We start from the raw sequence: 6,533 nt of genomic DNA, 5'->3' as shown, positions 1-6,533 counted from the left end.
GGCTCCCAGTAGACGACTGGGTTGATAGGCCGGATATGGAAGCCCTGTGAGGGGTGGAGTTGACCGGTACTAATAGGCCGAGGGCTTGTCCTCAGTTGCTCGCGTCCACTGTGTTGTTCTGAAACAACGACCGCCCTGCCGGCGGGTCGACAGTTTCATAGTGTTTCGGTGGTCATAGCGTGAGGGAAACGCCCGGTTACATTCCGAACCCGGAAGCTAAGCCTCACAGCGCCGATGGTACTGCAGGGGGGACCCTGTGGGAGAGTAGGACGCCGCCGAACAATTCTTCGAGAGAAGCCCCCGCCGGGTGAGCCGGACGGGGGCTTTTCTGTTGTATGGTCAACATGCATTGCTGTCACACGGAACAGGAGGCCCCCGGGTGGAGGTCCAGGAGACGCGGGTCCAGACCGATCGGGTCTTCACCATCCCTAACCTGCTCAGCATGGGCCGGCTGGTCGGCGTTCCGATCTTTCTCTGGCTCATCCTGTGGCCGGTCTTCGGTGGGCCGAAGAATGACGGCTGGGCGCTGCTGGTCCTGGCGCTGAGCGGCGTCAGTGACTACCTGGACGGAAAGCTCGCCCGGCGGTGGGGGCAGATCAGTCGAGTGGGGCAGCTGCTGGATCCGCTGGCGGACCGGCTCTATGTGCTGTCCACGCTGATCGGATTGACGTGGCGTAACTTTCTGCCGTGGTGGGTGACGGCGATTCTGCTGGCCCGGGAAGTCTTCATCGCGGCGCTGCTGCCCATTCTGAACAGGCACGGTTACGGGCCGCTGCAGACGAGTTTCCTCGGGAAGGCCGCGACCTTCAATCTGATGTACGCGTTTCCGCTTCTGCTGCTCGGCGGTATCGACAGCTGGATCGCGCGGCCGGCTGAGGTCGTGAGCTGGGCCTTCATCTGGTGGGGGACCACGTTGTACTGGTGGTCGGCCATTCTTTACGCGGTGCAGGCGCGGCAGATCATCAAGGCGAGTACCGCGGCCTCGGCGTCCACAGCCTGAGACGTGATCTGAGAGAAGTCCCACGCCGTGCCGGTGCGTCGGACGATACCTTCCGGGTAGAGAACCCTCTGGAACGGTTTGATGGACCTGCAGGTCCACCACCGCGAAGGAGGACGCACCCGTAATGAAAGCCGTTGTAATGGCAGGGGGCGAGGGCACCCGACTCCGCCCGATGACCTCCAGCATGCCGAAGCCGCTGCTTCCGGTCGCCAATAGGCCGATCATGGAGCACGTGCTTCGGCTGCTGAAGCGGCACGGCCTCTCCGACACCGTGGTCACCGTCCAGTTCCTGGCGTCACTGGTCAAGAACTACTTCGGTGACGGTGAGGAACTGGGCATGCATCTCACGTATGCCCATGAGGAGACGCCACTAGGCACTGCGGGGAGTGTCAAGAACGCCGAGGACGCGCTCAAGGACGACTCGTTTCTGGTGATCTCCGGTGACGCGCTGACCGACTTCAATCTCTCTGAATTGATCGACTTTCACCGCAGCAAGAACGCTCTGGTCACCGTCTGTCTCACCAGGGTGCCGAATCCTCTGGAGTTCGGTATCACGATCACGGACGACGACGGGCGGGTCGAACGCTTCCTGGAGAAGCCGACCTGGGGACAGGTCTTCTCCGACACGGTGAACACCGGTATCTACGTGATGGAACCCGAGGTCTTCGACTACGTCGCGGCGGGTGAGTCGGTCGACTGGTCGAGCGATGTGTTCCCGCAGCTGTTGAAGGAGGGCAAGCGGGTCTACGGCTACGTGGCCGAGGGCTACTGGGAGGACGTGGGCACCCACGAGAGCTACGGCAAGGCCCAGGCGGACGTCCTGGAGGGCAAGGTCGACGTCGAGATCGACGGCTTCGAGATCTCGCCGGGCGTCTGGGTGGCCGAGGGGGCGGAGGTCGACCCCGAGGCGGTGCTGCGCGGGCCGCTGTACATCGGGGACTATGCCAAGGTCGAGGCCGGGGTGGAGATCCGCGAGCACACCGTGCTCGGCAGCAATGTGGTCGTCAAGCGCGGGGCCTTCCTGCACAGGGCGGTGGTGCACGACAACGTGTACGTCGGGCCGCAGAGCAATCTGCGCGGCTGTGTGGTGGGCAAGAACACCGACGTGATGCGGGCCGCGCGGATCGAGGACGGCGCGGTGATCGGGGACGAGTGCCTGATCGGCGAGGAGTCGATCATCGCGGCGAACGTCCGGGTCTACCCGTTCAAGACCATCGAAGCCGGAGCCGTCGTCAACACCTCGGTGATCTGGGAGTCCCGCGGCCAGGAGCACCTCTTCGGTGTCCGAGGGGTCTCGGGCATCCTGAACGTCGAGATCACCCCCGAGTTGGCCGTCCGGCTGGCGGGCGCGTACGCCACGACGTTGAAGAAGGGCGCCACCGTCACCATTGCGCGTGACCACTCGCGTGGTGCGCGTGCGCTCAAACGGGCGATGATCTCGGCGCTGCAGACCTCCGCGATCGACGTCCGCGACCTGGAGAACGTGCCGATGCCGGTGGCCCGGCAGCACACGGCACGAGGGAGTGCGGGCGGGATCTTCCTGCGGACCACGCCGGGGGTGCCGGACTCGCTGGACATCCTCTTCTTCGACGAGCGCGGCGCGGACCTCTCCCAGGCGGGGCAGCGCAAGCTCGACCGCGTCTACGCGCGCCAGGAGTACCGGCGGGCCTTCCCCGGCGAGATCGGGGACCTCACCTTCCCGTCGAGCGTCTTCGACTCCTACGCGGGCAACCTGCTGCGGACGGTGGACACCACCGGGGTCCGGGAGGCCGGGCTGAAGGTGGTCGTGGACACCGCCCACGGCAGCGCGGGGCTGGTTCTGCCCAGCATCCTCGGCCGACTCGGGGTGGAGGCGCTCACCGTCTCCAGCGGACTGGACGAGGCGCGGCCGACCGAGGACGCGGAGACGCGGCGGTCCGGGCTGGCCAGGCTCGGTGAGCTGGTGGCCTCCTCACGGGCGGCCTTCGGTGTCCGGTTCGACCCGGTCGGCGAGCGCGTTGCGTTCGTCGACGAACTGGGCCGGGTGATCGACGACGACCGGGCGCTGCTGGTGCTGCTGGACCTGGTAGCGGCCGAGCGGCGCAGCGGGCAGGTGGCACTGCCGGTGACCACGACCCGGATCGCCGAGCAGGTCGCCGCGTACCACGGCACCCAGGTCATCTGGACCACGACGACGCCGGACGACCTCGCGAAGGCGGCCTCCGCCGAGGGCACGGTGTTCGGCGGCGACGGGCGTGGCGGCTTCGTGGTGCCCGAGTTCAGCGGGGTGCTGGACGGTGCCGCGGCCTTCGTCCGGCTGGTCGGCCTGGTGGCCCGGACCCAGCTCACGCTGAGTCAGATCGACGCGCGGATCCCGCAGGCGCACATCCGGCGCCGGGACATCGCGACGCCGTGGGCGGCCAAGGGCATGGTCATGCGCTCGGTGGTGGAGGCGGCCGGCAGTCGGCGGTTGGACACCACGGACGGCGTCCGGGTGGTCGAGGCGGACGGGCGCTGGACGCTGGTGCTGCCGGACCCGGCCGAGGCGATCACCCATCTGTGGGCCGAGGGCCCGGACGACGAGGCCACCGAGGCGCTGCTGGACGAGTGGGCGGCGGTGGTCGGCGGCGCGGGGCGGTGACGGCCTGAGCGTACGAGGGCCCTGATCGGCGGGGCGTGCGGGCCTGGTCCGCACGCCCCGCTGTCCGTTTTCACGGCTTTCGGAACGGTCCGTCGCTTTCCGGCGGTGTGTGCAACGTGTGTGCAGCTCAGGGGCCGTGCACGGGGCCGCTCGCCGTCATGGGACGATGGTCCGCATGCCAGCGACGCCGACGCCGAGTGCCCCGAACGGACGGTACAACCGTCCGGACGCCTCGATGTCCCTGCTGACGAACGTGATGGACCACAGCCTGGACGAGGGCTACGCCGAGGCGGCCGCGGCGCGGGGCGGTGAGCACGACAGCCGGATACCCCGGACCCTGCGGGGTCTGCTCACGCTGGGCGCCGGATTGGCGCTGGTCGGGGGTGTGGTGACGGTCGGCGCGGTGAACGCGCACAAGGCGGAGCCCAGCCTCGCCAAGGAACGGGACGCGTTGATCCGCCGGATCAACGACAGCAACGGTTCGGCCGACCACCTGCAGAAGCAGGTGCAGGAGCTGCGGCGCAAGGTCGAGGACACGCAGCAGCAGGCGCTCCCCTCGGGGGACGGCGATACGGGCGGCCTGACCGGCGTGGTGGGCCTGGGGGAGGTCACCGGGCCCGGGGTGAAGCTGGTCCTGGAGGACGCTCCGGGGACGGGAAGCGGGGGCAACGTCGACCCGCGGGCCGGCCAGGGTTTCTCCAACAGCGGCCGGCTGCGCGACCGCGATCTGCAGCTGGTGGTGAACGGTCTGTGGGGGTCCGGCGCGGAGGCCGTCTCGATCAACGGGCAGCGGCTTACCGCGTTGTCCGCGATCCGGGCCGCGGGCGAGGCGGTGCTGGTGGACAACCGGCCGCTCGTCCCGCCGTACAACATCCAGGCGATCGGGGACGGGCCGAAGCTCCTGACCGCCTTCGAGAGCGACATGGCCGGGCAGTACCTGCGGCTGCTCCAGGAGAAATACGGCATAAAGTCGACGCTCTCCGTGCAGAAGAGCCTGACGCTGCCGGCGGCGGTGGGTGTGACGCTGCGGACCGCCCAGCCGGTCACGCCCGAGCCCACGCCCACGGCGACCCCGTCGGCCACGGCACCGGCCACCTCGTCGGCCGGCCCGAGCGGAACTCCCTCGGGCAGTCCCGGAACCTCGGAGAGCCCCAGCGCGTCCGTTTCACCATCCGCGCGCAGCGGTGGTCCGACCCCGAAGCGGCATTCGTCCAGCGGATCCGCCAAGACCACGACAGGGACAGGAGCAGCTAGACCGTGATTGCCGTACTGGGTCTCGTGATCGGGGTGGTCGTCGGGCTCTTCGTCCAACCCGAGGTGCCGGACGCCGTCGTGCCGTACCTGCCGATCGCGGTGGTGGCGGCGCTCGACGCGGTGTTCGGCGGTGTCCGGGCGATGCTGGACGGGATCTTCAACGACAAGGTGTTCATCGTCTCGTTCCTGTCGAACGTGGTGGTCGCGGCGCTGATCGTCTTCCTCGGTGACCAGCTGGGCGTCGGCTCGCAGCTGTCCACGGGTGTGGTCGTCGTCCTCGGGATCCGCATCTTCTCCAACGCGGCCGCGATCCGGCGCCATGTCTTCCGTGCCTGAGCCGGGCCGCGAGGCGGAGGAGAAGGAGGCGGCGATGGCTGGGCGGACCGCCGGGGAGCCGGTGGCGAAGTCGGCTGAGCAGCCGGGGGAGAAGACGGACGACAAGGCGGCTGGGAAGGCTGTCGAGGCGTCCGAGGAGAAGAAGGCGGAGGAGGAGGCCGCTCCGGCCGAGCCCGCGGAGGCGGGGGAGGAGCCCGGGGCGGTCGAGGCGGAGGCCGAGTCGGCGGGGCCGGAGAGGTCTGACGCCGAGGCTGGGCTTGAGGCCGCGTCGGCGGAGCCGGAGCCGGTGGTACGGCCGACGAAGGCCGTGGAGCCCGCGCCCGCCGCTGAGGCGGGGCCGGTTTCCGAGGAGTCGAAGCCCGAGGCCGGGCCGAAGGGCGAGTCGAAGGTTGAGCCGAAGGCAGCGGCCGAGGCTGAGCCCGCCGAATCCGCCGAACCGGAGCCCGCAGAGCCCGAGGGCGTTGAGCCGGAGGCCGCCGTGGACCGGAGCGCCGGTCGGCGGCGGCTGAAGGCGGCGCTGTGGCCGCCGCGCCTGTCGCGTGGGCAGCTGGTGGTGGCGCTGCTGCTGTTCTCGCTCGGCCTGGGGCTGGCGATCCAGGTGCGCTCGACCAACGACCACCACAACCAGCTGCGCGGGGCCCGTCAGGAGGACCTGGTTCGGATCCTCGACGAACTGGACAGCCGTCAGCAGCGTCTCCAACAGGAGAAGGCGGAGCTGGAGCAGTCCCTGGCGAAGTTGGAGAACAGCTCCAACCAGGCCAAGGAGGCCCAGGAACAGACCAGGAAGAAGATGACCGAACTGGGTGTGCTGGCCGGTACGGTCAAGGCCACTGGTCCGGGCGTCGTACTCACGGTCGATGATCCCCAAGGGCAGGTGAAGGCAGATATGCTGCTGGACACCCTGCAGGAACTTCGAGCGGCGGGGGCGGAGGCGATTCAGATCAACGATGTGCGCGTGGTGGTCAACACCTACTTCACCGACCTGTCGGGCGGTGGGGTGCAGATCGACGGGAAGAAGGTCTCGCCGCCCTATCGGTTCACCGTCGTGGGGAACCCGCAGGATCTGACTCCCGCGCTGAACATCCCGGGTGGTGTCGTCCGCACGTTGGAGAGCCACCAGGCGCGGGCGACGATCACCCAGCAGCAGAAGGTGGTCGTGGACGCCCTCGTGGATCTGAAGACGCCGCAGTACGCCAAGCCGGCTTCGAAGTGACGGGGCGCCCGACGCACGGCCCGTCACGGGCGGGCGGCACCCGGTGCGGGGTGCCGCCGTCGCGTGGGGGAGACTGGTTCGCACCAGTACGCTCCGTAGCACAAACCGCA

General features: G+C 68.8%; 5 protein-coding genes and 2 rRNA genes. All 7 read left to right on the top strand.

The genetic code is table 11. The annotated features are described in order from the left end of the window. Positions 1-93: ribosomal RNA gene (locus ACWC9T_RS08345) — 23S ribosomal RNA — on the top strand; the annotation flags it as partial. Positions 94-164: 71 nt separating this feature from the next. Further along, positions 165-281 (top strand): 5S ribosomal RNA (rrf, locus tag ACWC9T_RS08340). A 98-nt stretch (positions 282-379) separates the two neighbouring features. After that, positions 380-1,000 carry a CDP-alcohol phosphatidyltransferase family protein gene (locus ACWC9T_RS08335; protein ID WP_449820256.1) on the top strand — a complete coding sequence of 207 codons (621 nt, stop codon included), beginning with the start codon at positions 380-382 and terminating at the stop codon, positions 998-1,000. Positions 1,001-1,124: 124 nt separating this feature from the next. Further along, complete coding sequence (locus ACWC9T_RS08330; protein ID WP_449820255.1) at positions 1,125-3,620, top strand: sugar phosphate nucleotidyltransferase; 2,496 nt, start codon at positions 1,125-1,127, stop codon at positions 3,618-3,620. Between the two features lie 175 nt (positions 3,621-3,795). After that, on the top strand, positions 3,796-4,881 hold the full coding sequence (locus ACWC9T_RS08325) for a DUF881 domain-containing protein (RefSeq protein WP_449820254.1): 1,086 nt from the start codon (positions 3,796-3,798) through the stop codon (positions 4,879-4,881). Next, entirely contained in the window at positions 4,878-5,210 is a 333-nt protein-coding gene (locus tag ACWC9T_RS08320) for a small basic family protein (RefSeq protein WP_030062488.1), read from the top strand. The genes ACWC9T_RS08325 and ACWC9T_RS08320 overlap by 4 nt, the downstream gene beginning before the upstream one ends. Before the next feature lie 34 nt (positions 5,211-5,244). Continuing rightward, entirely contained in the window at positions 5,245-6,423 is a 1,179-nt protein-coding gene (locus tag ACWC9T_RS08315; RefSeq protein ID WP_449820253.1) for a DUF881 domain-containing protein, read from the top strand. The last annotated feature ends 110 nt before the right edge of the window (positions 6,424-6,533 follow it).

The organism is Kitasatospora sp. NPDC001159 (genome assembly GCF_053598235.1).
This window is presented reverse-complemented; position numbering and strand designations above follow the sequence as displayed.

Bases quoted from the DNA above. Each gene is read 5' to 3' on its own strand.
- ACWC9T_RS08315 (WP_449820253.1), top strand. From the start codon at position 5,245: ATGGCTGGGCGGACCGCCGGGGAGCCGGTGGCGAAGTCGGCTGAGCAG.
- ACWC9T_RS08325 (WP_449820254.1), top strand. From the start codon at position 3,796: ATGCCAGCGACGCCGACGCCGAGTGCCCCGAACGGACGGTACAACCGT.
- ACWC9T_RS08330 (WP_449820255.1), top strand. From the start codon at position 1,125: ATGAAAGCCGTTGTAATGGCAGGGGGCGAGGGCACCCGACTCCGCCCG.